This window comes from Bacillus sp. E214 (genome assembly GCF_008087365.1).
Lineage (GTDB): Bacteria > Bacillota > Bacilli > Bacillales > Pradoshiaceae > Pradoshia.
In genome coordinates this window covers 1,619,943-1,644,682 of the sequence record NZ_VENN01000001.1, presented here as the reverse complement: position 1 = coordinate 1,644,682, position 24,740 = coordinate 1,619,943, and the positions used below count along the sequence as shown (strand labels likewise).

Here is a 24,740-nt window from a genome sequence, read left to right as displayed (position 1 = left end):
TTTATTTTAATTTACTCGTCTTCTTCTTCAATTGCCCACCAATGGAAGCCATCTTTTGAGAGCAGTTCATCTGCGCTCTCTGGCCCCATTGAACCGGATGAATAATTAGGGAAACATCCAGCAGGTTGGCTTTCCCATGCACGAGAAATTACATCTGTGAACTTCCAGGACAAGGCTACTTCATCCCAATGGGAAAAGTTTGTTGCATCTCCGCGCATCGCATCGAAAAGCAGGCGTTCATAGGCTTCAGGGGTATTGAATCGGTCGTATTTGGAAGTCCTAAAGCTTAATTTAACTGGTGTTTTTCCGCCTTTTTTAGCATTGAGGTGAAGCGTGATTCCTTCTTTAGGCTGGATATTAATAACTAGTAAATTAGGGTTTAGCTGCTCTTCAGTTCTATAAAACAGATTCATCGGCACGTCCTTAAATTGTACGACAATCTGAGTAGACTTCGCCGCAAGCCGCTTGCCGGTACGGATATAGAACGGTACACCGGCCCATCTGAAATTTTCAAATAACAATTTTCCGGCTACATAAGTTTCTGTATTGGACTCTGGGTCAACCATATTTTCAGAACGGTATGCTGGTAAAAGTTTGTCACCGACTTGACCTTCACCATATTGACCGCGCACAAAGTATTGATCTACTTCATCTTCCTTTATAGGGCGAAGGGAGCGAAGTACTTTAACTTTTTCACTGCGGATCTCGTCAGTCGTTAATTTAATCGGAGCCTCCATCGCAAGCAGTGAAACAATTTGCATAATATGGTTTTGAACCATATCACGCAAGGCACCGCTGTTCTCATAATATCTGCCTCTATCTTCAACTCCGAGAGTTTCTGTAGAGGTAATCTGAACATTGGCTATGTAGTGATTATTCCAAAGCGGTTCAAAAAAAGCATTTGCAAAGCGAATCACTTCAATATTTTGAACCATTTCTTTCCCTAAATAATGATCGATTCGATAAATTTCATTTTCGGAGAATGATTGACGAAGCTGATTATTGAGCTCTTCAGCTGATTTAAAATCATGGCCGAATGGCTTTTCGATAACTAAGCGTTTATAACCGGCTGTATTGGTCAATCCATCTTCTTTTAATCTTGTGGCAATCGGTCCAAAATACTCCGGTGCCATCGCAAGATAAAATAGTCGATTTCCATTTAACTCATATTTTTCATCCAATTGGTCTGCCAAGAGACGCAGTTCTTCATATGATACACTCGCTTGGCTGACATCCAGTGATTGATAGTAGAAATGACCGGCAAATTCAAGCTTTTCTGAATCAGTGCCATGTTCATCGGCAACCGCTTCCTGAATATGTTGTTTAAGACGATCTGTTGTCCATTCGCGTCTGCCAATTCCTATACAGGCGAAGTTTGAAGATAATCTGCCTTTCGTGTATAGACGGAATAATGAAGGGAAAAGTTTCCGTTGCGCTAAATCTCCAGTAGCCCCAAATATCAATATTAATCCTGATTGTTTGTCAATAGTGGGCATTCAGAACCTCTCCTTATATGGTAATTACGATAGTTTATTTTATCTCTTATTCAACTCTTTATCAATGGATTGAATTTTTTTCATCTATACTTAGTTTACAGATAAAGAGGGAGAAAATAAAATATTTTATCGCTATATTAAAAATGTGGAAGTATTCGGATTTTCTCAAATGCTGAAAAAAAAGGAAGAGTGCTGTAAAATAGATGTATTCAAATAGGCTGGAGGAATTAGATTGGAATTTGTATTTTTAGGAACAGGAGCCGGCATACCGGCTAAGCAGCGAAACGTATCTTCGCTTATCCTGCAGATGAATGAAGAGAGAGGGGCAAGCTGGATGTTTGATTGTGGAGAAGCGACTCAGCATCAAATATTACGCACGCCTGTAAAAACGAGAAAAATAGAGAAAATATTCATCACGCATCTGCATGGTGATCATATATATGGGCTACCTGGCTTACTTGGCAGCCGTTCATTTCAGGGGGGGACAGAACCGCTGACCATTTACGGACCGGTAGGAATCAAAGAGTATGTGGAAACGTCCTTGCGTTTGAGCCAAACTCATTTAAAATATGATCTGTCATTCGTGGAAATAGTAGAAGATGGTCTGCTATTCGAGGATGAGACATTCAGAGTGGAGGTATTGCCTTTAGATCATGCTATTTTAAGCTATGGGTATCGAATCGTCGAAAAAGATAAACCCGGAGAACTACGGGCTGATTTATTAAAAGAAGCTGGAATTCCGCCCGGTCCGTTATACAGCAAGCTGAAAAAAGGTGAAATGGTCCAATTGGAGGATGGCCGCATAATAGATGGCAGAGATTATATCGGAACACCTAAGCCGGGGAGAGTGATTGCTATATTGGGTGATACCCGCCCGTGTGAAAATACTGTCAATCTGGCATTGCACGCTGAATGCATCGTTCATGAAGCTACTTTCCAAAAGGGACAGGAAGAGATGGCCGCTGACTATTTTCATTCGACTACCATTCAGGCAGCCGAATGCGCTGTAAAAGCGGGTGCCAAGCGTTTAATCCTCACTCACATCAGTTCCAGATTTACTATGGATGATGAAATAGAGCTTGTTAATGAGGCCAAAGCTGTTTTTGCAAATACTGAATTAGCGAGAGATTTTTCGGTTTTTAAGCTTTAAAAATAAATCGATAAACTAATAGTAGAGATAGCAGGAAGCGTATGTCCTGCTATCTTTTTTTATTTCTGGGATAAGCATAGTTTTATTAGTTTTAATTAAAAACCCTTTTGTAAGAAAATGTAATACAATTGATGTATACATATATAGGGGGAATACGATTTGGATAAACAAAAGTTTGAAGTATTAATTGGAGATGTGTTTGCTGTAAAACTGCCTGATGGACGGTTTGGTGCGATAAGAATTGCTAAGCACCATCAAGAATTAGGCTCATACCTGGTTATCACAACTCCATATATAGGTGAGGAACTGCCTGTTATTGAGAATAATTGTTTAACTTATATCCTTCGTCAAAATCATTTTTTTTATAAGAATAATCGAGCCCTTGTATGGGTTGATGGAGAGCCTCCTCGGGATTTAATATATATAGGAAATCTTCCTTTGGCGGAAAAGGAAAAAGCTATAATATGCAATTCATTCTGTGAACAATGGGATCGTATTGGAATAGAGGTTTATCATGAATGGAGATGGGAGAATGATCAGGAGAATTTTATTAAAGAAGTTCAAGAGGAACAAAAAAATGATGAGGAAGAAAATCGAAATATAGCTCAAGTACCTAAAAAGATGATGCATGATGAAGAATTTTGGTCTATTATTTCCTTGCTGAATTCAAATGGTAATGGGAGAGAAGATATACTAGAACCGGCCGTTATTGCTTTATCAAAAATGAGTGTAAAAGATATAAAAGAATTTGAGGAAGCATTATCTTACAAACTCTACCTATTAGACACTAGAGAGCATGCCAAAAACATCGGAGAATATTCATATATAGAAGATAATCCAATCAATTTTTCTGTTGATTTATTTTTGTATATCCGTTGTGCAGTGGTTGCAGAGGGGCAGCAAAATTTTGAGCGTACATTAAAAAATCCCGAGATGATGAATAAAAATCGAACATTTGAACCTTTATTATCAATAGCCTCCTATGCTTATGCAACAAGAATGAAAAAGGATTTTGAGTATACATCCGGCTGCAGCTATGAAACTTTCTCAAATATTGCTGGATGGAAGGGCTAAACAGCCGTTTGAGGTGATTCTTTAGGAAAGGTATTAATGCATAAGAGTGCTATTGACTTCCGTTTGAGAGAGAAGATTTTCTACCTGTTATTAAAAATTCTCTGTTGTTTGAGATGTTTTTTTATCTGCGATTAAATGAAAGCGACCCATTTCTTATTTCATTCCAAATGAAGTTATAATATTAATATAATATTTAAAAAAGAATGGGGGACGGATTAGTATGTCTGAGGAGTTATTAGACTTAGCTATTGAATTAGCTAAAAAGTATCATAAGGATCAATTTGATAAGGGCGGTAACCCTTACATTAATCATCCATTAGCTGTAATGAATAGGTTAGACACGGCAGAAGAGAAAATTGTCGGAGTGTTGCATGATATCATCGAGGATACAGAGCTTACCTTTGATGATTTACGAGAATATGGCTTTTCAGAAAAAATTATAGCTGGAATTGATTCTGTGACTAGAAGGGAAGGAGAAGAGAGGGAAGCATTTATATATCGCGCCAAATTAAATGAGCTTGGTCGAACAGTTAAAATAGCGGATTTAAAAGAAAACAGAGACTTATCCAGAATTCCTAACCCACAGGAAAAAGATTATCAACGTGCAGAAAAGTATGAAAGAGAAATTAGAATTCTAACAGAAGATAATTGGATTTATAGCGATGATGAATGGATAGAGATTTTGGAAGAGAAGTGAATAAGGAATCAATGATATCAAACCAACTTATTTAATCATATTAGGAAAAATGATATTAATAAATATGAAAGCAAAAATTTTAATTGATAAAAAAACACCTCTTGATTTGAGGTGATTTTTTTATTAAATATATATGTTAGGCTTGGAAGAAATGAAATGTACTAAAATTAATTTGAATGAGAAATTCACTTTTAAGAATGTAGAAGAGATTTTAGATAATCCACATGTTCCTGGTCTTTATCCAGGATTTTATGGACTAGACTAAGACTTTCTTCATCTAACTTCCCCCTTACTAGGTCCTCACTCATTTTTATCCCATATATATTTTCCCCCTTAATAGCATGTTTTATAATCTCTTCCTCTGAATTGTAGTTTTCAATCAAATTTACAACTTTCGCTTCAATCCTTCCAAATATTCCTTCACTCGTTATAGGTGTACCACCTAGATTTTGAATTCTCTCTGAAATAAGGATTGCGTGATTTTTTAGGTCTTTCTGGATCGAAATAAACGAGTCTTTTAATGAGGAATGTTGTAGCTTTTTTATAAAGTGTTCATAGGCGTTAATGGCCATATATGAACCCCGTAAGAATGTGTTAAGCGTCTTAATCGCTTGTTGTTGGTCCAATCATATCACTTCCTTAAAATAATAATTTTACTATGTCCATGTAAAGTGAAAATCATTAGATTGCGGTATCGATACAGCTCAAATGTTAGCAGCTGTTGAAAATAGTGAAACGATTTTATTAGATGAAAACCAATAATAACACTGAGACCTCAACCACTTGCTATTTGGCTTGGAGAAACCGACAGACGGCAGACGGGGAAGTGTTGATTAGAAAGACTCGTCTGGATCATTTATCAAGAGCCGAAAAAGTATTCCGTAAAAACCTAAATGCTTAATCTGCAATAAAGAAATAATGAAATTAAAGTTGTTTTATTGGTGAGGGATGCTTCAATAAAAAAACAATTTAAAGTGGGAAAAACAATATTAAAGTTTAACATAGAAAAAATATATAGAATTTATATGTGAATAAATGTACTTAAAAAAGGGGATTTAGTTGAATAACGGAGACAGCAAAAAAGATATCTTTAAGGCTCAGAAACAAACCTTATAAAATAGAAAAAAGAAAGACCTTCCATAAAGAATGTTGCCAGCACGCGAAATTCTCTGAAGGTCTTTCTTTAAATTGGATTTTCTCCAAGTTTTCAATTGTAATAAGAGATTTTTATAGCTTAAATTTCGCCATTTGCTCCTGTAACTCTGATGAGAGCTTGGATAGAGAGCTTGAGGACAGGCTGATTTCTTCGGTGGCTGCAAGCTGTTCTTCAGTAGAGGCAGCTATATTAGTTGTATGCACTGACACACTTGATATATCCTCTGCTACTTGATTAATGGAATCCGATACAAGGTTGGAGCTGGCCGAAATCTGTTGGACTGAAGCGGCCATGCTATTCACTTCTTGTTCCATTTGAACCATGTAAGCCACAATTTCCTTGAAAGCCTCTTCCGTATTATTGATAACAGACATCCCTTCCTCAACCTCGACCTTTACCTCATACATGGATGAAATCGATCCTTCCATATTTGACTGGATTTCTTTAATAAGGTTGACGATTTGGCTGGACGAGGATTGAGATTGCTCAGCAAGCTTTCGTACCTCATCTGCGACAACAGCAAAGCCTCTTCCATGTTCTCCAGCTCTGGCTGCTTCAATAGCTGCATTTAATGCTAAAAGGTTTGTTTGATCGGCAATGGCTGAAATAGTTCCTGAAATCTTGCTGATTTCACTGGAACTGGTATCCAGCATTTTCAGGATTTCTTCGCTTTCAGTGGCTTTCTTGTAAATAAACTCTATTTGCTGAATGGTCCTGGATAATAATTCATTCCCATGATTTGCTTTTGATACGACCTTGCTGCCTGTTTCGGAGATTTCGTTTGATACACCTGCCAGACGCTGGATAGAGGTTGTCACTTCCTCAAGAGCGTGTACACTTTCCTGAAGTCGAGTATTAGCAGAATCAGACACATCGGCAACATGGTTAATGGAATTGGATACTTCTTCTGTGCTGTGAGTTGTTTCCTCCGAGCTTGCAGTCAATTCTTCGGATGCTCTTGCAACTTGTTCAGTTGAATGGTTAACCTGGGTGATCAGTATCTTCGTATTGTCCACCATTGTATTAAAATCACTTGCCAACTGTCCTAATTCATCCTTGCTTTTATTCTTTAATGGAGAGATTGAAAAGTCACCGGTCGCAATCCGATTTAGGCCTTTACTAACCTGTGAAATCGGTTTGGCTATTTTTGCAGAAAAGAAGTAAGCAGTACAACTGGCAATGATGACAGAGCCAATTGATATTACAGCTACTAACCAGGCAAGCTCAGATGATTTAGATGTAATTTTTGCGACGGGTTTGCTGGATATAATCGTCCATTCCCAATAAGGTTCCCTTTTAACATAAGCTATTTTTTCAACATCACCTTTTTTGGAAGAATACGATATGAAAGCCCCGTTCTCACCTTTCTCAAGAATCAGCTGATCCACTGTTTTGTCTCCGTTTGTTTTAAGGTCTTTATAATTTGTATCTGCGTTTTTAGTATGTAAGGTAAGAGTGCCATCTTTGTCGATTGCAGATAGTTCTCCATCTTCTCCAAAATCATAACCTTGATAAACTTGCTCTTCTTCTCCCAGAATCTCTTCATTTAATTGTTGCTGTGCATCCTCTAAGGAAATATAACCAGCACTCACTTGTTGGTGTAAGAGTCCGATCATTCCAATTGTCATATCAGTGTTTGTTTGGAGATTTTCTTTCTCTGTTTCAATCAATTGATCTTTTGAGATAAAAAATACGCTGATACCGATAACGATTACAGGAATGATTAACGTTATTAAAGTTAACATCAATAATTTAATCTTGATTGAACGAGCTTTTTTCTTTTTCAATATATTTTTCCTCCTATCAATTAGGAAAGTCACAATGGTCTTCAATTAACTATCGGCATTCATTTTTTTGTCTTAACATGAAAATAATGTAATTGTTGTGAAAAATAAATTCTGATAAGAGAAACTGAAGAAATGTTTGTCCCTTTGGTACGGATGTGAAGGAAAAATACTAATCTACAGCTACATCGAATTGTTCCAATATGTAATTATTTAATTTTAGTTTAAGATCTCGTCATTATTATTTTGTATTCTCCTGTCGAATTTTAAGGTTCAAAAAAAGAAAAAGCACCGTTTCTATAGAAACGATACTTTTTTCTTAATTTGTTTCCTGTACTTTATTAAATCAAAACAATGATTTAATCGAAGGAAATTACCAACCGCGACCGTATTGCACAGGAGCTTCAACAGAAGCACGCAGTTCCTTGGCAGCATTTTTAGGCCAATATGGATCACGTAATAATTCTCTACCGATAAAAATTAGATCAGCACGGTTGTTTTGTAAGATTTCCTCCGCTTGTACGCCAGATGTGATTAATCCGACGGCACCAGTTGCAATGTTGGCTTCATGCTTGATTGTCTCACTCATTGGGACCTGATAGCCTGGGAAGCTTGGTACCGGTACTGACATTACACCACCGGAGCTTACATCAATAAGATCGATTCCGTCTTCTTTCATCCAACGGGCATATTGAATATAATCTTCCAGTTCATATCCGTCTTCGTGATAATCTTTAGCGGAGATTCGGACGAATAATGGGCCGTCAAAAACAGATTTAATAGCAGTAATGATTTCTTTTAGGAATCGATAACGATTTTCCGGCGATCCGCCATATTCATCGGTACGAGTATTAACGGCAGGAGTTAGGAATTCATTGATTAAGTATCCGTGTGCGCCATGAATCTCCATAACCTCAAATCCTGCCTTTTTGGCACGAATAGCGGCTTGTTTGAAGGCTTCAACTGTATCGGCAATATCCTTTTTGGTCATTTCTCTAGGAGTTTTCATTTTTTCATTAAAAGGCACAGAAACAGGTGCGATAATTTCACCTTCAAGCTCAGCTTTTCGCCCTGCATGAGCGAGCTGAATCCCGGGAACTGTGCCATATTCCTTCATCATAGCAGTTAGCGTATGTAAACCTTCAATGTGATCGTCACTCCAAATGCCTAAATCTTGATCAGAAATTCTACCTTGCGGAGTAACTGCGGTTGCTTCCACGATGATTAAACCAACCTGGCCGACAGCCCGGCTTGTATAGTGAGTCATATGCCAGTTCTGTATTTTTCCATCACGTTCGTAGCTGGAGTACATGCACATCGGTGACATGACAATCCGATTTTTAAGAGTTATATTTTTAATTGTATATGGTTCAAATAATAATGATTTAGTCATTGATGACAACTCCTTTCAGTAACCAAGTATAACAGTTGGGATTAAGGGGTGACTAATCAAATGCTTCAAATAAAAGGAAGAGAGCATGTGGCCCGGGAATCCCCGAGTACATGCCCCCTATCTTACTTAGTAACCGCCGTAGCCGCCTCCAACATAAGAAGCACCGACAATAATTAACAAGATGAAAAGAACAACAACGAAAGCAAAGCTTCCTACACCTTTACCACCATAAGAATCACTCAATACAGACACCTCCTGTTCATTGCTGCAATAATGGGAGCGAATTCCCATTACATAGCCATCATATGGTTTAAAGTGATAGATGGATTGGACAATATTTAAAGTTGGGACAGCCTAAATTTCTGCAGCAATCATTACTCTCGAGAATTAATGGATTTAAAATTAGCTTATGAAAATTCCTATTTACCTTATTAATATGTTACGAATGTTAAAAGGTCAGCTATTTTGCTATAAGTCATGGTTTTATATAAAAAATATCAAGAACAATACTCGTAAACAGGGAGGAGAATGGCTATGAGAGATCGGAGCTCCGTGGTAATTATAGAAAACAATCAGATAGTACTCATTAAAAGAAGTTTGAATGCTTCTGTTTATTATGTTTTTCCTGGAGGAGGCATAGAGAATGGTGAAACACCTGAAGCTGCAGCTAAAAGGGAAGCCATCGAGGAATTGGGGGTAGGTGTAAATGTTAATGAATGTATTTCAAAAGTAAAATATAACGGAAATAACCAATACTTCTACAAGGCAAAAATTTTATCTGGAACTATAGGCACCGGGCAAGGTGATGAATATACAAACAAAACAAGGGGAAGAGGAACGTACCTGCCAATATGGGGGGGTCTTGAAAAGTTAACATCTATTGACGTAAGACCAATGGAGGTGGCCTTAAAAGTTCAATCATTATTTCATCATGTATGAGGGGAGAGCGGGATTCTAACATTTGCTGGGCTGAATGTTGAAAGCCTACTGGAGTGGGATAGTAAAAAAAGAGAGGATAGTATAATCCTCCCGTTAGATGATTAATGATTGACCATTTTTCTGAATGCGCTTAGAGAAGTGCTGTAATTGATACGCGCATCATATAACTATTTATTTTACTCATATAGAATTTTTTCTTTGATTTTACTTCCTAATTCCTTACCCATACGCTCTGATTGGAGGGTAGCCTCTTGAATGCATTTAATAAAGGCTTCCTTAACGCCATGTTGTTCAAGGATTTGGATACCTGCTTCAGTAGTTCCTCCTGGACTTGTTACCTCGTAACGCAGCATTTGAGGAGATTTATCGGAGGAGTGGACCATTTCGGCAGCTCCCATTAACGTTTGGATAATCAGAGTTTGAGCTTCTTGATGATTAAGACCAATTTGTTGGGCTGATTGATGCATGGCTTCAATTAAGTAATAAATATATGCTGGTCCGCTTCCAGAGAGGCCTGTGACGGCATCCATTTTCTCTTCTTCTGTAAAAACGACCATTCCTACCGTATTGAAAATGTCTTTAGCCAGTGTAAGATGCTCTGGTTTCATATAGATGTTCCCTGAAATAGCAGTGGCGGATTTTCCAACTGCCGCAGATGTATTTGGCATAGCCCGAATAATCGGCATAGTATTCTCTAAAATGGCTTCAATGCTTTGAGTAGAAATTCCTGCGGCAACAGATATAAGTACCATCTTACTGGTTAGATAAGGTTTGGCTTGTTGTAAGACTGTATAAACATCCTTCGGCTTAACGGCTATCAGGATGATATCTGCGTCAGATAGAAGGGAGGACATGTTGCGGCATGGAATAACGCCATAGTTTTTTTTCAAGCGTTCTAGTTGAGGATCATTGTTCCGATTACAGACCCAAAGATCTCCGGGTGAAGTTGCCCCTTTTTTTACAATGCCTGCAATCAATGCTTCAGCCATAGAACCGGCTCCAAGAAAAGCAATTTTTTTATTCATGCTCCTGCCTCCTTTGTAAAAATAAAAAAAGCCCTTCATCCTGTAAAGGACGAAAGGCTATTCTTCCGTGGTACCACCTTAATTTACGAGCATTCGGCTCTAGAATGCTTGCATCTTTATACCGGATAACGCCCGGTCGGACGGCCAGGTTTTCCTGACAGCTCGAAAGGCAGGTTCAATCATCAGTGGGCGGCGAAACCTTACAGCCAACGGGTTTCACTCTCTTACGCCATACATGATTTACTATTCTTTCTCGAACGCTTGTATAAGTATATTTATTTGATATTAATAGAAATTATGCAAAAAAATAGCTCATGTGTCAAGAATATTCAAACTTTATGATGGAATTTTCATACAAATTATGTAAAAATAATTACTAAAATACATAACAGGGAGTAATGAGATGAGTTCGATTACAAGGGTAGCTGAAAAAATTATTATACCGACTCCGTTTGCTGTCGGAGATGTAAATACGTATCTTCTAAAAGGAGATGCTTTAACTCTGGTAGATGCCGGAATTAAAACACAGGAAGCAAAAGAGGCACTTGAACGGCAGTTAAAGGAACTGGGATATAGGCTATCTGATATTGAACAGGTAATATTAACCCACCACCACTCTGACCACTGTGGATTAATTGATGTATTTCAAGAAGATCCATTGTATGGACATGAAGATAACCAGCGGTATCTTAAAAGGGATCCAGCATTTATGAAGGAACAAAAAGATTATTTTACAAGTATGGCAAAGCAATTTGGCGTACCTCCGCAATTGATGAAATATGCCAATGATGTAGAGTCCCTATATACGTATTCGGGTTCAAAACCCCTCACACATTTTTTGAAAGAAGGAGACTGGATTCCCGGCCATCCTGGTTGGAGAGCAATGGAAACCTTTGGCCATTCACAGGGTCACTTATCCTTCTATCATGAAGAGTCAGGTACACTGATTGGCGGAGATTTATTATTGGGTAAAATTTCACCTAACCCGATTCTGGAGGTACCGAAAAGGGCAGAGCAGGAGAGATTGAAGCCGCAACTGCAACTGAATGATAGCTTGCGTCGATTGCAAAATGAAAGACTGACAATCGTATATCCAGGGCATGGAAAGGACATTACTGAACCATACCAGCTAATAGAGAAACGTTTAAAAAATCAGCATGAGCGGGCATTTCATGTTAAAAGCCTCATTGGGGAAGACCGTCGGAACGTCTTGGAATTAGCTATACAATTATTTCCGAAGGCTGTTAAGAGAGATCCAGCACTGGCATTGTTTGAGACATTGGGCCAGCTCGATTATCTAGATAGTCTTCATGAAATTGAAAGTGAAATGGTTGATGGTGTCGTATGGTATTATAATAAATAATGGACCATTAATGAGGAAGTGAAGTACATGAATGAACGAATTCGTGGGAAAATTGTTACGATTACGGGTGCCTCAGGCGGGTTAGGTGAACAAATTGCCAGACATGCTGCTAAAAGTGGAGCAAAATTGGTTTTAATCGCACGGAGTTTGGACAAATTAGAAAAAATCCGTAAAGAATTAATGACTGATTTTAATTGCGAGGTTTATGTATATACATTGGATGTATCCGATCGGAATGCTGTTGAACAGACATTTGCCCACATCAAGAATGAAGTGGGAGATACCGATGTTCTGGTGAACAATGCTGGCTTTGGAATTTTCGAGAAAGTGTTGGACGCAAGTTTAGATGATACAGAATCCATGATCAATACAAATGTGGTTGGACTCATTGCCTGTACGAAAATGGTACTGCCTGCGATGGCAGAAAAGAAATCAGGCCACATTATCAATATTGCATCCCAGGCTGGGAAAATGGCGACGCCGAAATCAAGTGTTTACTCAGCAACGAAGCATGCGGTACTTGGATTTACAAATGCCTTACGTATGGAAATGCATACAGAGAATGTTTTTGTTACATCCGTCAATCCTGGACCGATTAAAACCAATTTCTTTAATATCGCAGATAAAGAAGGTACGTATATCAAAAACATTGAACGCTTGATGATTGATCCGGTCAAGCTGGCAGAAAAAATCACGAATATCATGCTAAAAAATAAGCGGGAAATTAATGCACCAGGCTGGATGAATGCGGGAAGTAAGATTTACAGTTTAATTCCGAGGACGGTTGAAACGCTCGGGCGAAGTCAGTTTAATAAAAAATGATAAGAGAAAATCCACCTAAAAAACAAGGTGGATTTTTTGTTCCTGCAACGACTTGATGCTAGATCCGTTTCATTTTATATAAAGAGATTAGTATTTCCATAACATAGCGATGAACTGATGTCCTGCACCAACTGTCCAAAACATAACATAATCTCCGCGCTTAATACGCCCATCCTGTATCCCTTCATGGAAAGCGAGGAACGGACTGCTCGAACCTGTATAGCCATATTGATCTCCAATATAAATGACCTTTTGGCTTTGGATATCCTAGTGTTGTTCAATGGTTAACTTATCTCCATATGCAAATTGTGAAATACAAAATGCAGCAATATCGGATATCCTCAAGCTATTCGGCTCCAAAATACGGTCAAATAGATCAAAAATAATCTGAGCAGAAAAACTCGCATCGAAAGGGGTAAATTGAATGTATTGGCTGTCAGCATTTGCATTTATGGATTTACTTAATCCTTCCTTTTGATAAATAATCTTATCTACATCTTGATTGATTACTTTCATATCTTTGCAATCTACGATTAAAAGGTATTCTTTATGTATGGCGATACCGCTTGTGCTGTTATCTTTTTTGGAATTTTAATTGATGGGGAGTAGTTCTATTGATGAAGTAGGGCAGGAGGAGGTTTATAATAGCAGCAACGTGTTAGATGGTTACTGGAAAAATGGATGTACATAAAGATAAGAAAGACAAAATTATATAAACATAATACATATTTATTGAAAAATATAGTTAATAATATTTAGATTAATGGGTATATAGTAAATATAGTTATTATAGAATAATATTTTAAAAAATATATAAGAGAGAGGGTGGCTAGTAATGAGTCGTCAAATGATTAATATTTTAAAATGGGTATCAGGCGGTATGGAAGCATTATTAGGTATACCTGTTCTTGGAGGAACAATTATCCTAAGCATGGCATGGGTACCCTTATTTATTATGCTTGCTTTCCATATCATCATTGTAGTCTTTTCGTATAAAGCCGGAATAAAAGCTAACGGAAATATACTGGGAATTGTAACGTCCGTTGTTGGCTTCATTCCTGGTATTGGAATGATTATGCACTTGTTGTCAGCGGTATTCATCCTTGTGGATGCTGCTCAAAATCAGGCTAAAACAGCTGTTTGATAGAATTGAAAATAAACCCGATAAAGCCCTTGAAGGTTTTATCGGGTTTTTCATTAATCAGTAACACGAATACTGCCGGTCTCCGTGCTCAGTTGAACTGTAATGCTTCCATCCCCACTCATATAACTTCCGGTTTTTTTGCCAAAGATTCGTTTACTGCCAATCTCAGAGTCTGCTGTAATTAAGATGTTATTTGGATCCTGATTAATTGTTAAGTCGATTTCTCCAAGTTCATTTTTGGCGATAAGCGGTTCAGTGATTTCATCGGTCGAAATATCAATCGAGCCAACTTCATTATCGACCTGGAGCTTGCCGCTGTATTTTTGTATCTTAATGTTCCCTAGCTCTGAAGAAGCGATTATTGAAGTGGAGGATACATCGCTTATATGAATGCTTCCAACTTCTGATTCTGCATTTAAGTGGGCTGCATTAATCTGAGAGATTGTAATTTCACCGACTTCATTTGATGCTGAGATTCTGTCATACTGTTTTTTTGGCAAATAGACTGTAATATTCTCTGATGATTTTTTAAAATTAACACCTAGAGAAATAGTATGATCCGCCTCGTTTGTAATGGACAGGGTTTCACCGTTCTCTTCTATTTTTATGGGATTGGACATTTTAGACCCAATTGTCTCAACAATAATTTCATCTCCAGATGTTTCTGCCAGCTTGATTGTCCCTACGGTATTATTGACATCAATCGATTGTATCTCTGAACTTTGAAACTGCTTCGTTTGTTTGTCATTCTCATTTTGAAGTGAAAAAAACGATTTTGCAGTCAGCAATGCTCCTGAAAAGCCAATAACGATGAGTATTCCAGCTACAATCAGCCACTTTTTATACATGCTTCATACCTCCCTTTACAACTGAAACATTCCATTTGCAATATTTAATAAACACTTTAGAACTAAAGATGGTTACATAATACATGCCAAACAAGAGGAGAATTCCTAAACCGCTGAACCCGATTGAAAGAAAAACTTCAAATGCATAGGCCTGATTGAAACCCAATATAATACCAATCAGGTGGAGGAATGGTGATAATATGAGACCGATACTTGCCCCCCAACCGCCTAACAATATACCTCCAAGAGCTATGGCAGGACCAAGGACAAAAATTAGATTCAGAAAGCTCAGTCCAATTGTTAATCCAATCGCACCAAAGACGTTTGAGAAGGTCATCTTCCTGTCTATCTCGGCAAATGTATTCGATATATTTAATTCCTTTGCGATTAATTCAGGAGAACCAAGATTATCTGATATTTCACTCTCGGACTTTCCCTCTAATAAACCATTTTCAAAATACTCATTATAATCATTTAAGATGTCATTGCGTTCCTCTTTAGGCAGGGCGCTAAGATGGTTAGATAATTGTTGCAAAAATTGTTCCCGATTCACTGTACTTCACCTTCCTCAATAATTTGATTAACACCTGTGGAAAATGCTTGCCATTCTCTTACCAGCTGCTTCAGGTAATCCCGGCCTTTTTCTGTTAGATGATAGTATTTACGAGAGGGCCCCTCTGTAGATTCCTGTAAATAGGTCGTGAAATATTCTTCTTTGGTAAGTCGTCTGAGAAGCGGATAGACGGCTCCTTCGGAAATTTCAAATTTATCGGAAATCCCCTGAACGAGCTCATATCCATAACGATCCTTGTTATTTAACATAACAAGTACGCAAAGCTCTAAAACGCCCTTTTTGAATTGGACATTCAATCGTAAAGCCTCCTTTCCTTCGCTATTATACATTGTATAGTAGTAACTATAGTATTACACAAGGTACTGTTTAATGCAAGGTAGTATGGATGTTTTTGTAAAAATAATTCAATGAGCGAACATGCAATTAAATTTTTGAAAATATTTTAAATTTGTAATTGACTAACAATTCAAATAGTAGTAATCTGTGTAAAGACTTACCAATTTACTTATCAATGAAAGGAGGACTGTATGATGAAAAAATCAGTGATTGTTGTAGCGTATCATCGAGTCGATATGAGATTTGTGCAGTCCTCCCGTTTAAATATGATTTAACTCGTTTTAAACGAAAAGACTGCACGTTGCCGTGAGTACTTTTGTCTAACTCAAATGTAAAGATTGGACGTTTTTACGTTCGAATCTTCTTTTGATTGGAGGAAGTATCAACACGTAATCGTTGCAGTCTTTTTTTGTTGGTAATTTTAAGTTGCATTCAAAAAAGGAGGAAGAAAAATGGAATCAAATGTGGTCAATGTAAAAATCTCAAGGGACATACAGGCAAACAGTACGTAGCAATTAAAATGTTCTTCGGTTAAGACAAAGGAGGAGATGGAATGTTTTCGGTTTTAAAGAAATTAGGTTGGTTTTTTAAAGAGCACTGGATTCGGTATACAGTCGCAATCGCGTTATTGAATATCGTAAATGTGCTGGAGGTTTTGCCACCGATGATTGTTGGGATGGCCATAGATGACATGAGTATAGGTGAAATGAATCAGGAGACACTCATGACCTATGTTTGGTGGATGATCGGGTTAATGGTCACCCTCTATATACTAACCTATATATGGAATTACCAGTTATTTAGTGGAGCGTATGTTTTAGAGCGGAAGCTGCGCTCAGGATTTATAGGTCATTTATTAAAAATGACACCAACCTTCTATGAAAAGAATCGTACAGGCGATTTAATGGCAAGAGCAACCAATGATCTTAAATCTATATCCGTTACAGCAGGATTCGGTATTTTAACGTTAATGGATTCTACCTTATATATGATTGCGATTTTAGCAACAATGGCCATTACAATTAGTTGGGAACTTACGCTTGCCGCCATCTTACCTTTGCCGATTATGGCATGGGCAGTCAAAAAGGGCGGAGAGCGAATTCATGAGCACTTCACAGTAGCACAGGATGCTTTTGGTGAACTAAATGACAAGGTCCTTGAATCAGTCGCGGGTGTCCGTGTCATTCGTGCTTATGTACAGGAACGAGCGGATGAAAAACGCTTTGAAGAGATGACAGAAGATGTATATGAGAAAAACATGAAAGTAACGAAAGTAGATGCCATGTTTGATCCGGTTATCACATTCGTTATTGGTATCAGTTATTTAATCAGTCTTGGATATGGAGCCAATCTAGTATTCGCTCAAGCCATTTCAATTGGGCAGCTTGTGACCTTTAACGTATATCTATCGATGCTGATTTGGCCGATGATCGCCATTGGGGAATTAATTAATGTCATGCAAAGAGGAAATGCCTCTCTCGATCGCATGAACGAAACATTATCTTCTCAGGAGGATGTAAAAAATGATCCGAATCCAGTGGATGTCCCGGAATTAGAGAACGTTATATTTGATCAAGTAGTATTCCGTTATCCTTCTTCAAAGGTGGATAATCTAGCCGATATCAATGTCAAAATCGATAGCGGGGATACCATTGGAATCGTCGGAAAAACAGGAAGCGGAAAAACCACATTTGTGAAACAATTGCTCCGTGAATATCCTGCTGGAAACGGAATTCTTTCCCTATCCGATGTACCGATTGAAAAACAAAATCTTGAGGATGTCCGGGAATGGATTGGATATGTACCGCAGGATCATGTTTTATTTTCTAAAACAGTTCGGGAGAATATTTTATTTGGAAAAATGGAAGCAACTGATGAAGAGTTTTGGAAAGCAGTTCGCCTCGCTGATTTTGAAAAAGATATAGAGAGACTGCCGAACAGACTGGAGACGCTGGTTGGGGAAAAAGGTATTGCTTTATCTGGCGGACAAAAGCAAAGGATTTCAATAGCCAGGGCGTTAATTAAAGATCCGGAGATTCTGATTCTCGATGACTCCCTCTCTGCAGTGGACGCCAAGACAGAAACAACGATTATCGAAAATATTCGGAATGAACGAAGCGACAAAACGACGATAATCACTACTCACAGATTATCAGCAGTACAGCATGCAGACTGGATTATTGTACTAGATGATGGAGTGGTGATTGAGGAAGGCACACATGAAATGCTGCTCAATAAGAAGGGCTGGTATAAAGAACAATTTGATCGCCAGCAAATTGAAGCGAACAAGGAGGTGAGCGCCTAATGAACGAACATTTGGAACAAACGGAATCCGGTTGGAAGACGGGAAAACGTTTATATCAATATGCAGTGAAGTGTAAAGGAACCATTATCCTAGCACTAATGATGTTATCCATCTCAGTAGGGGCGGACTTAATCGGACCCTATATCGGGAAAAACATGATAGACAACCATATCATGGGGATTGAATCTCCATGGGTGGAAACGAAGAATACAAAGGATGCCGTTCACTATCAGGGGAGCACATATAAACGTGAGGCCTATGTAGAGGATGGGGAATGGACCGGAAGTGAGGTTGCCATCCAACAGGTTGGGACGACGTTTTTATTCCTAAACCAACCGATAGAGTTTGATGGGAAGAGATCCTATAAAGATGGGCAGCTGGTGATTACTAGTGGAGAAAAAAGAGCAACCTATGAGGCTCAGAAATTGTCAGGAGCACAAATCATGGCGTTTTATCAGCCAGAGATCAGCCGTATAATGCAATTACTTGCTCTGTATTTCGGAATTATGGTTGTGGCATTCTTCTTTCAATATGGGCAGAGCTATTATTTACAAAAAGCAGCGAATCGAATTATTCAAACAATGCGAAAGGACGTTTTTGCTCAAATTCAAAGACTGCCGATTCGCTACTTTGATAATTTACCGGCAGGAAAGGTAGTGGCACGGATTACAAATGATACCGAAGCAATTCGGGAGCTGTATGTAAGGGTTTTAGCTAATTTTTTCTCGAGTACGGTTAATATTATCGGAATTATCATTGCCCTATTTTTGCTTAATGTAAAGCTTGGAATGGTGACATTGATTATTCTGCCGCTGCTCGTTGGATGGACATTATTATTTCGTAAATTTGCTACAAAGTATAATAGGGTCATTCGGGCACGTATAAGTGATATTAATGCCATGATTAACGAATCCATAAATGGGATGAATATCATTCAGGCATTCAAGCGGGAGAAAGAAACAACAGAGGAATTTGAAAAACTGAACACAGAGCATTATGTATACCAAAGTAAAATGCAAAAATTAAATTCCTTGTTAAATGGAAATCTTGTAGGTGCTTTGCGTGTTATTACATTAACGCTATTTATTTGGTATTTCGGAGGTATGGCAGCATCTGGTGAATCAGTCGTCAGTCTAGGCGTTTTATACGCGATGGTGAATTATTTAAATCGTCTGTTCCACCCAATATCAGGAATTGTCAATCAGTTTGCAAATTTTGAACAGGCGATGGTAGCCGGTGAACGCGTATTTGCACTTCTGGATGAGGAAGGTATTGATGTTGAGGATCAACGTAAGCCACGTTTTAAAGGGCATGTTGAATTTGATCATGTATCTTTTAGCTATAAAGAAGGAGAAAAAGTATTAAAGGATATTCAGTTTGAGGCTAGTCAGGGCGAAACAATAGCCCTAGTGGGGCATACAGGCTCTGGGAAAAGTTCCATTATGAATCTGTTATTCAGATTTTATGACTATCAGGAGGGGGCTATCCGCATTGATGGGATAGACTTGAAAGATATCCCACATCAAACCTTGCGTGAGCATATGGGAATTGTTCTACAGGATCCATATTTGTTTACTGGAACCATTCTTTCGAATATCACACTTGATGATCCAAAAATTTCGAGAGAAGTAGCTGAAAAAGCGTTACGTGATGTGGGAGCTGACCGTGTGTTGGCCCATCTTGAACATGGGTTTGATGAACCGGTTGTTGAAAAGGGGAGTACTCTTTCATCAGGGCAGCGCCAATTAATATCCTTTGCCCGAGCTTTGGCTTTTAATCCGGCCATCCTGATTCTTGATGAAGCTACATCCAGTATCGATACAGAAACAGAAAGCTTGATTCAGGAAGCAATGGAGGTGCTAAAGAAAGGTAGAACCACTTTTATTATTGCACACCGTCTTTCTACTATTAAAAGTGCTGACCAAATCCTTGTTCTCGATAAAGGAAGAATTGTGGAGAGAGGAAACCATGATGAACTTATGGAATTAAAAGGAAAATATTATCAAATGTATGAGCTTCAGATTGGAAAACTTGCAGGTTAATACTATAAGTTAACAAATAGCAATCTAAGTTAAAACAATGACCAGATTAATTAAAAGAATGTATACCCTGTAACTAAAAGGTAAAGAGGAAGCAATTAGCTTCCTCTTTTACTATAGTATAAGCAGATATCTAAGTATTCTTATACTAAATTATTCTTGGTATCTATTCTAGTCCATTATTGCCCAATAAGCAGGCTTAAGATTATAATCCGGATCAAAGACAAATGGAGCATCCTTTCCAACGCCATTATTATATTCCTTGGCACGGTCGTCTAGCCATGTATGATTATCTGCAATTCCCCAGAATGTCACGTTACTAATCTTATCTCCTAATCTCTCATACATTTCAAATAACTCATTATACCTGGCAGCTTGACGCTGGAACTCTTCTTCTGGAATATCCTCATATGAAGGATAAGCAGGTCTTGGTGGCCAGCCGTATAAGCTCACATCTAACTCGGTTACTTGATTATCTAAACCAAGACTAGCAAAACGATTAATAGATTCCTCCGTTTCAGTAATGGATGGCCAGCCTAATTGAATATGAGCTTGATGACCGACACCGTCAATAGGGACTTTTTGTTCAAGCAATTCAACAACTAAGTTATATAAATGGGTTTTTTTAGGTTCTACCTCTGTGTTGTAGTCATTAATGTACAGTTTTGCATTCTTTTTTGCATATTTTTTAGCTGTTTTAAATGCTACCTTAATATAATCAGTACCAGTTATTTGATACCAAGGAGATTCACGTAGCTTCTGCTCATTTGATGCATATTCGTCAATCACTTCGTTTACAACATCCCATGAGTCGACATCATTTTTATACCGTTTGACAATCGTTTTTATGTGTTTTTCTAAACGCTGTAATAATAGCTTTTTATTTTTCTCCCGCTGTTTTGGATTGGTTTCTTCGGTCATTTTATTCCCGTTCTTATCAATAAAGAACCAATCAGGAACCTGGCTATGCCATACAAGGGTATGAAAACGAACATCCATATCATTTTTCTTGGCGAATTTCACAATTTTATCTGCTTCTTTAAAATTGAATTTCCCCTCTTCGGGTTGGATGGATATAGGCTTCATTACGTTCTCTGCAACAATACTGTTATAGTGACGCTTTAATACATGACCGCTCTTACCCATTAATTGATCGGGTTCGACAGCAGCCCCAATTGTGAAAGAATCTTCGTACCTTTCATATAAAGGGGAAGCTTTTAAAGCACTTAATGGCTTAGCACTCGCAATATCAGTGGAAAAGACAGGAGTTACAAGGGCAATAGCTAATCCGAAACTTAGAAACTTACGTACTAATTTTTGTGACATGTCCTAATCTCCTTTTCATTTAAAATAGAAAGCGTTTACATGGGCATTTGAACATTATTATAGAAGGTATCTACTTAGTAAGTCTAGGAAACAAACTAAGTTGTGAGAAAAATAGGCCATAAATCACGGGGAGAAAACTAGCTGACTAGTTAATATAGGGCTAAATGCATAAAAGAAATGGAGTGCGGTATATAGATTAAAGCCAATACCTGCACTTGTTAAAAGAACAATCACTATAGTTGCTTATGTCTCAATTAAAGATATAGAAAAGGTCATTAAATCGATTAATTGCCTATTATTTAAGGCTGTTGCTCTATTGGGGAGCCGGCTTATTATTACGGAAGTAAAAAAAGATATTCCTTATAGAAATCTTTCGGAATTTACTATATTATGAATATATTGAAATAAGTAAGCGCTTCAAATGAGGTTATATGAACATATAAGTTTTAGCCTACCCATAGTGTAAGATTACAAGTATTTATTCTGTATTTATTGATTTCATGTTATTTAACTAACATAAGGGGTGTTCTTAATGATTGTTAAAGATTTCTTCATTGCTCTTTCAGAAAATCAGCTTTTAAACCGCACAGCTCAAAAATATGGGTTAAAAATGGGTGCCCAAACTGTAGTTGCCGGTACAAATATAGACGAAACAATTGAGAGTATAAAAGAGTTAAATAAGTATGGAATTTCTTGTACCGTGGATAATCTTGGAGAATTTGTGAGTGATAAAGATGAAGCTGTAAAGGCGAAGAATCAAATCCTTCAGGTTATTGAGGCCATTTATGAAAATAAAGTCGATGCTCATATATCATTAAAACCCTCTCAATTAGGGTTGGATATAGATTTGGATTTCTGCAGAGACAATCTGTTGGAAATTTTTGAAGCAGCTGCAAAGTATGATATTTTTATAAATATTGATATGGAGAACCATTCCAGATTACAGCCTTCTTTTGATTTAGTAGATCAGATATCGGAAAAATACGATAATATTGGTACAGTTATACAAGCATATTTTCATCGAGCCGAAAATGATATACAAAAATATAAAAATTACCGCCTTCGTATTGTAAAAGGTGCCTATAAGGAACCTGCTGAATTAGCCTATCAAACAAAAGCAGAAATTGATAAAAATTATATCAATTTGATAGAATATCATCTGTTAAATGGTAAGTTCACCTCCATTGCAACACACGATCATAAAGTCATAAACCATGTGAAGCAATTTGTAAAAGATCATCAAATTCCTAATGAAAAATTTGAATTCCAAATGCTCTATGGTTTCCGCTTCGATATGCAAATGGAATTGGCTAAAGAGGGCTACCAGTTTTGTACGTATGTTCCTTTTGGGACGGATTGGTATGGATACTTTATGAGACGTTTGGCTGAAAGACCTCAAAACATAAGCCTTGTAACGAAACAAGTATTCACCAAAAAAACAAACACGGCTCTTGCGATAGCAGCCGGTGCCTTTTTACTTGGCAGATTATCTAAGAGAAAAAAATAGATATGCAAGAGCCACTACCCTACAAGAGGATAGTGGCTTTTTAGTTAATCTATTTTTCTGAAATATTACTAAAATATTACAATAGAAAAAGAATTGTAATATAATAGGAGTTAAATAGAGATTTATAAAGGAAGATTAAAGAATGCGTAATTTTGCAATTATCTTGGTTACTATTATAGTATCCATAACAGTAATGAGCTGGATCAAGCCGACTTCCAGTTTGGCTGACAAAACCAATGATCAATCAGGGCATCCAGAACTGAACATGGTTACATATGAAAGGACCGTAAAAAAAGTGCCTGAAAAATTAAATGGTAAAGAAAGAAAAGTAGTTTATTTAACAATTGATGATGGTCCAAGTCTTTATACAAAGGAGTTAATTGCTATACTCGATCAATTTGAAATACCGGCTACTCATTTTCTGATCGGAAATAATATGAAGAAATACCCGGATATGGCCAAGGAATATGTCAACCGTGGAGATTATATCGGAATGCACTCAATGAGCCATGATTATAATAGATTGTACAAAAAGGGAAAAATTGTAGAAGAAGTGATGGAAACACAGCAATTAATCAAAGAACAGGTAAATATTTTGCCGATTTTATTCAGATGTCCATATGGATCATCTCCAGGGTTAAATACGAAATTGCGAGATCAAGCTGCACACGCAGGATTGAAAATGTGGGATTGGACAATCGATTCAAAAGATTGGAAGCTGCAAGAGAATCCTTCAAAAATTGAAGGAGAAATTCTGAAGCAATTAAATGGATCTGAGGAAATTATCTTAATTCATGAAAAGAAAGGTACCATTGAGGCATTGCCAGGAATAATTAAAAGTATAAAGGAAGCGGGCTATGAATTTGAAAGATACGAAGAATCAAAACATTTTCCGGCAAACTTCCATAAAGATAAGAGATTATAAGGACGAGGAATCGTATGATTAGAAAGAAAATAGGTATATATCTAGCTTTAATTGTAACCAGTATGTTAATGGCTGTTTTAATTCTACCAGTTATACAAAAGTATGATGAAAAATATTTGAAGGTTCATAATCAAGTGGCATGGGATTTTAAGTCTAATATGAATTATGGGGAGCTTTTTAATACCGAAAATAATAAGCTGCAATCCCTATACGAAATGACAGTAAAAGATGGAGCAGATAACCTAAAAAAGGCTGAAAACCAAATAAGTAAGGCTGAAGAGACAATCAATCAGTGTAAACTAATGGTTGACGAGGACAAATCATTGGTAGAAAACCAATTAATACAAATGAAAGAATCAGAAGAATTACTGAGTAAAATAGATCAGAAAAAAGTACATAAGGAAACATTGTTGAGCCTCCATGACTCACTGATTAACCTGTTACAAACATATAATCAAGCCCTTGATCAATATGAAGAAGTACTTAACTTGGAGCAAAAGATATACTCAGCGTTAAAAGCGGAAAAGGATTTAAAAGAAATAACCGCTATTATAGATGAAGCAAATCAATCATCCGGTGAATTATCTGGTACAATCAAGGATTTAAACGGCTATATAGTATCCTACAATAAGCTACAAATCTAATTCAGACATCTTCCATTGATTTGCAGTTAAACTCTTGAAATGGTTCACTTGTAAAATTGGAATCTATTAAAGAGCAAATAGTCTTTTAATAAGTAGAAAATTGGTGATTGAAAATTTTTCTCCTAACATGGTAATATGTTTAAATCAGTGTGTAGAGATATTGGTATAGTTGATATGCCAAAAATATATGTCT

At 37.3% G+C, this 24,740-nt stretch carries 25 protein-coding genes; 13 read left to right on the top strand and 12 right to left on the bottom strand.

All coding sequences use genetic code 11. The features are described 5' to 3' along the window. Window positions 1-11: 11 nt before the first annotated feature. On the bottom strand, window positions 12-1,496 hold the full coding sequence (zwf, locus tag FHY47_RS07645; protein WP_066104691.1) for a glucose-6-phosphate dehydrogenase: 1,485 nt from the start codon (window positions 1,494-1,496) through the stop codon (window positions 12-14). A gap of 232 nt (window positions 1,497-1,728) precedes the next feature. On the opposite strand from zwf, the gene rnz reads away from it, so the two are divergent. The 3 genes from rnz (at window position 1,729) to FHY47_RS07630 (ending at window position 4,417) form a co-directional block, all read left to right on the top strand. Then, window positions 1,729-2,646 carry a ribonuclease Z gene (gene rnz, locus FHY47_RS07640; protein ID WP_148630061.1) on the top strand — a complete coding sequence of 306 codons (918 nt, stop codon included), beginning with the start codon at window positions 1,729-1,731 and terminating at the stop codon, window positions 2,644-2,646. Between the two features lie 159 nt (window positions 2,647-2,805). Continuing rightward, window positions 2,806-3,720: a DUF4240 domain-containing protein gene (locus tag FHY47_RS07635; RefSeq protein WP_139892423.1), complete on the top strand. Its 915-nt coding sequence runs from the start codon at window positions 2,806-2,808 to the stop codon at window positions 3,718-3,720. A 220-nt stretch (window positions 3,721-3,940) separates the two neighbouring features. Then, the gene (locus tag FHY47_RS07630) at window positions 3,941-4,417 is read left to right on the top strand and encodes a bifunctional (p)ppGpp synthetase/guanosine-3',5'-bis(diphosphate) 3'-pyrophosphohydrolase (RefSeq protein WP_139892422.1); all 477 of its coding nucleotides are present in this window, start codon (window positions 3,941-3,943) and stop codon (window positions 4,415-4,417) included. A 191-nt stretch (window positions 4,418-4,608) separates the two neighbouring features. On the opposite strand, the gene FHY47_RS07625 is transcribed toward FHY47_RS07630, so the two are convergent. Then, window positions 4,609-5,043, bottom strand: a complete 435-nt coding sequence (locus FHY47_RS07625) for a ferritin-like domain-containing protein (protein ID WP_148630059.1) — start codon at window positions 5,041-5,043, stop codon at window positions 4,609-4,611. A gap of 122 nt (window positions 5,044-5,165) precedes the next feature. Between FHY47_RS07625 and FHY47_RS18905 the strand changes: the two genes are divergently transcribed. Further along, window positions 5,166-5,318: a hypothetical protein gene (locus tag FHY47_RS18905; RefSeq protein WP_187393455.1), complete on the top strand. Its 153-nt coding sequence runs from the start codon at window positions 5,166-5,168 to the stop codon at window positions 5,316-5,318. 326 nt (window positions 5,319-5,644) lie between these two features. On the opposite strand, the gene FHY47_RS07620 is transcribed toward FHY47_RS18905, so the two are convergent. From FHY47_RS07620 to FHY47_RS07610, 3 genes are all read right to left on the bottom strand, one after another. Beyond that, window positions 5,645-7,318 (bottom strand): methyl-accepting chemotaxis protein, encoded by a 1,674-nt coding sequence (locus tag FHY47_RS07620; protein ID WP_395940466.1) that lies wholly within the window; start codon window positions 7,316-7,318, stop codon window positions 5,645-5,647. Between the two features lie 412 nt (window positions 7,319-7,730). Beyond that, a complete protein-coding gene (gene namA, locus FHY47_RS07615) occupies window positions 7,731-8,750 on the bottom strand; it encodes an NADPH dehydrogenase NamA (RefSeq protein WP_148630056.1) in 1,020 nt (339 codons plus the stop codon). Between the two features lie 126 nt (window positions 8,751-8,876). Further along, window positions 8,877-8,993: a YjcZ family sporulation protein gene (locus FHY47_RS07610; protein ID WP_077248053.1), complete on the bottom strand. Its 117-nt coding sequence runs from the start codon at window positions 8,991-8,993 to the stop codon at window positions 8,877-8,879. A 309-nt stretch (window positions 8,994-9,302) separates the two neighbouring features. On the opposite strand from FHY47_RS07610, the gene FHY47_RS07605 reads away from it, so the two are divergent. Further along, window positions 9,303-9,689, top strand: coding sequence for an NUDIX hydrolase (locus FHY47_RS07605; protein ID WP_316245996.1), 387 nt, complete (start codon window positions 9,303-9,305; stop codon window positions 9,687-9,689). 176 nt (window positions 9,690-9,865) lie between these two features. Here FHY47_RS07605 and proC read toward each other — a convergent pair whose 3' ends face one another. Beyond that, a complete protein-coding gene (proC, locus tag FHY47_RS07600) occupies window positions 9,866-10,714 on the bottom strand; it encodes a pyrroline-5-carboxylate reductase (RefSeq protein ID WP_066104675.1) in 849 nt (282 codons plus the stop codon). A 403-nt stretch (window positions 10,715-11,117) separates the two neighbouring features. Between proC and FHY47_RS07595 the strand changes: the two genes are divergently transcribed. Both FHY47_RS07595 and FHY47_RS07590 read left to right on the top strand, forming a co-directional pair. Beyond that, window positions 11,118-12,077, top strand: coding sequence for an MBL fold metallo-hydrolase (locus FHY47_RS07595; RefSeq protein WP_066104672.1), 960 nt, complete (start codon window positions 11,118-11,120; stop codon window positions 12,075-12,077). A 27-nt stretch (window positions 12,078-12,104) separates the two neighbouring features. After that, window positions 12,105-12,899, top strand: a complete 795-nt coding sequence (locus tag FHY47_RS07590; protein WP_066104670.1) for an SDR family NAD(P)-dependent oxidoreductase — start codon at window positions 12,105-12,107, stop codon at window positions 12,897-12,899. 87 nt (window positions 12,900-12,986) lie between these two features. Here FHY47_RS07590 and FHY47_RS19500 read toward each other — a convergent pair whose 3' ends face one another. Together FHY47_RS19500 and FHY47_RS07580 are read right to left on the bottom strand one after the other, a co-directional pair. Next, window positions 12,987-13,163, bottom strand: a complete 177-nt coding sequence (locus tag FHY47_RS19500; RefSeq protein WP_077248084.1) for a 3-oxoacyl-[acyl-carrier-protein] synthase III C-terminal domain-containing protein — start codon at window positions 13,161-13,163, stop codon at window positions 12,987-12,989. 3 nt (window positions 13,164-13,166) lie between these two features. Beyond that, window positions 13,167-13,415, bottom strand: coding sequence for a hypothetical protein (locus FHY47_RS07580; protein ID WP_066104667.1), 249 nt, complete (start codon window positions 13,413-13,415; stop codon window positions 13,167-13,169). 319 nt (window positions 13,416-13,734) lie between these two features. Between FHY47_RS07580 and FHY47_RS07575 the strand changes: the two genes are divergently transcribed. After that, entirely contained in the window at window positions 13,735-14,043 is a 309-nt protein-coding gene (locus tag FHY47_RS07575; protein WP_225983600.1) for a hypothetical protein, read from the top strand. A gap of 53 nt (window positions 14,044-14,096) precedes the next feature. Here FHY47_RS07575 and FHY47_RS07570 read toward each other — a convergent pair whose 3' ends face one another. Genes FHY47_RS07570 through FHY47_RS07560 form a run of 3 tightly spaced genes read right to left on the bottom strand, consistent with a single transcriptional unit; the run spans window position 14,097 to window position 15,761 of the window. Then, on the bottom strand, window positions 14,097-14,891 hold the full coding sequence (locus FHY47_RS07570) for a DUF4097 family beta strand repeat-containing protein (RefSeq protein WP_139892417.1): 795 nt from the start codon (window positions 14,889-14,891) through the stop codon (window positions 14,097-14,099). After that, on the bottom strand, window positions 14,884-15,444 hold the full coding sequence (locus FHY47_RS07565) for an HAAS signaling domain-containing protein (protein WP_066104661.1): 561 nt from the start codon (window positions 15,442-15,444) through the stop codon (window positions 14,884-14,886). The genes FHY47_RS07570 and FHY47_RS07565 overlap by 8 nt, the downstream gene beginning before the upstream one ends. Next, window positions 15,441-15,761, bottom strand: coding sequence for a PadR family transcriptional regulator (locus tag FHY47_RS07560; protein WP_066104658.1), 321 nt, complete (start codon window positions 15,759-15,761; stop codon window positions 15,441-15,443). Before FHY47_RS07560 ends, FHY47_RS07565 begins: the two co-directional genes overlap by 4 nt. Window positions 15,762-16,354: 593 nt before the next feature. Between FHY47_RS07560 and FHY47_RS07555 the strand changes: the two genes are divergently transcribed. Both FHY47_RS07555 and FHY47_RS07550 read left to right on the top strand, forming a co-directional pair. Next, on the top strand, window positions 16,355-18,106 hold the full coding sequence (locus FHY47_RS07555; protein WP_066104653.1) for an ABC transporter ATP-binding protein: 1,752 nt from the start codon (window positions 16,355-16,357) through the stop codon (window positions 18,104-18,106). Then, window positions 18,106-20,148 carry an ABC transporter ATP-binding protein gene (locus FHY47_RS07550; RefSeq protein ID WP_148630054.1) on the top strand — a complete coding sequence of 681 codons (2,043 nt, stop codon included), beginning with the start codon at window positions 18,106-18,108 and terminating at the stop codon, window positions 20,146-20,148. The genes FHY47_RS07555 and FHY47_RS07550 overlap by 1 nt, the downstream gene beginning before the upstream one ends. Before the next feature lie 168 nt (window positions 20,149-20,316). On the opposite strand, the gene FHY47_RS07545 is transcribed toward FHY47_RS07550, so the two are convergent. Next, window positions 20,317-21,471 carry an endo-1,4-beta-xylanase gene (locus FHY47_RS07545; RefSeq protein WP_148630052.1) on the bottom strand — a complete coding sequence of 385 codons (1,155 nt, stop codon included), beginning with the start codon at window positions 21,469-21,471 and terminating at the stop codon, window positions 20,317-20,319. A 532-nt stretch (window positions 21,472-22,003) separates the two neighbouring features. Between FHY47_RS07545 and FHY47_RS07540 the strand changes: the two genes are divergently transcribed. From FHY47_RS07540 to FHY47_RS07530, 3 genes are all read left to right on the top strand, one after another. After that, complete coding sequence (locus tag FHY47_RS07540; RefSeq protein WP_066104637.1) at window positions 22,004-22,978, top strand: proline dehydrogenase family protein; 975 nt, start codon at window positions 22,004-22,006, stop codon at window positions 22,976-22,978. Between the two features lie 142 nt (window positions 22,979-23,120). Then, window positions 23,121-23,903, top strand: a complete 783-nt coding sequence (locus FHY47_RS07535; RefSeq protein ID WP_066104633.1) for a polysaccharide deacetylase family protein — start codon at window positions 23,121-23,123, stop codon at window positions 23,901-23,903. 14 nt (window positions 23,904-23,917) lie between these two features. Beyond that, window positions 23,918-24,547 carry a YkyA family protein gene (locus FHY47_RS07530; protein ID WP_066104630.1) on the top strand — a complete coding sequence of 210 codons (630 nt, stop codon included), beginning with the start codon at window positions 23,918-23,920 and terminating at the stop codon, window positions 24,545-24,547. The last annotated feature ends 193 nt before the right edge of the window (window positions 24,548-24,740 follow it).